Source organism: Enterobacter sp. 940_PEND (genome assembly GCF_001059415.1).
Taxonomy (GTDB): Bacteria; Pseudomonadota; Gammaproteobacteria; order Enterobacterales; family Enterobacteriaceae; genus Enterobacter; species Enterobacter cloacae_M.
The window spans coordinates 1-1,295 of record NZ_JUMS01000114.1; the positions used below are offsets into that span (position 1 = coordinate 1).

A 1,295-nucleotide genomic window follows, 5' to 3' on the forward strand; every position below is an offset into this window, starting at 1 on the left:
ATCATGGAAAAATTAACCTGTTTTAAAGCCTACGATATTCGCGGCAAGCTGGGCGAAGAGCTGAATGAAGACATCGCGTGGCGCATTGGCCGCGCGTACGGCGAATATTTAAAACCGCAGACCATCGTGCTGGGCGGCGACGTGCGTCTGACCAGTGAATCCCTGAAGCTGGCCCTGGCGAAAGGGCTGCAGGACGCGGGCGTGGACGTGCTGGATATCGGCCTTTCCGGGACCGAGGAGATTTACTTTGCCACCTTCCACCTGGGCGTGGACGGCGGTATCGAAGTGACCGCCAGCCATAACCCGATGGACTACAACGGGATGAAGCTGGTGCGCAAGGGCGCGCGCCCTATCAGCGGCGACACCGGCCTGCGCGACGTGCAACGTCTGGCGGAAGCCAACGACTTCCCGCCAGTGAACGATGCGAAGCGCGGCAGCTACAAAAAAATCAACCTGCAGAAAGAGTACATCGACCACCTGCTGGGCTACATCAACGTGGCGAACCTGAAGCCGCTGAGGCTGGTCATCAACTCCGGTAACGGCGCGGCCGGCCCGGTGGTGGACGCGCTGGAAGCCCGCTTTAAGGCGCTGAACGTGCCGGTAACCTTCGTCAAGGTGCACAACACCCCGGACGGCAACTTCCCGAACGGTATTCCTAACCCGCTGCTGCCGGAGTGCCGCGACGACACCCGCAACGCGGTGATTGAGCACGGCGCGGACATGGGCATCGCCTTTGACGGTGACTTCGACCGCTGCTTCCTGTTCGACGAGAAAGGGCAGTTCATCGAGGGCTACTACATTGTCGGCCTGCTGGCAGAAGCGTTCCTCGAGAAAAACCCGGGCGCGAAAATCATTCATGACCCGCGCCTTTCCTGGAACACCGTCGACGTGGTCTCCGCGGCGGGCGGCACGCCGGTGATGTCCAAAACCGGCCACGCCTTCATCAAAGAGCGCATGCGCGAAGAAGACGCCATCTACGGCGGCGAGATGAGCGCCCACCACTACTTCCGTGATTTTGCCTACTGCGACAGCGGGATGATCCCGTGGCTGCTGGTCACCGAGCTGCTGTGCCTGAAGGGGCAGACGCTGGGCGAGCTGGTGCGCGACCGCATGGCGGCGTTCCCGGCGAGCGGGGAGATCAACAGCAAGCTGGCGCAGCCTGCCGAGGCCATTGCCCGCGTGGAGCAGCACTTTGCGATCCACGCGCTGGAAATTGACCGTACGGACGGCATCAGCATGGCGTTCCCGCAGTGGCGCTTCAACCTGCGCTCGTCCAATACCGAGCCGGTGGTGCG

At 62.1% G+C, this 1,295-nt stretch carries 1 protein-coding gene; it reads left to right on the top strand.

Annotated elements, in window-relative coordinates; genetic code table 11:
* Positions 1 to 3 precede the first annotated feature (3 nt).
* Positions 4 to 1,295 (top strand): phosphomannomutase CpsG (cpsG, locus tag ADJ24_RS16000; RefSeq protein ID WP_048702951.1); only part of this gene is annotated, 1,292 nt, incomplete at its 3' end.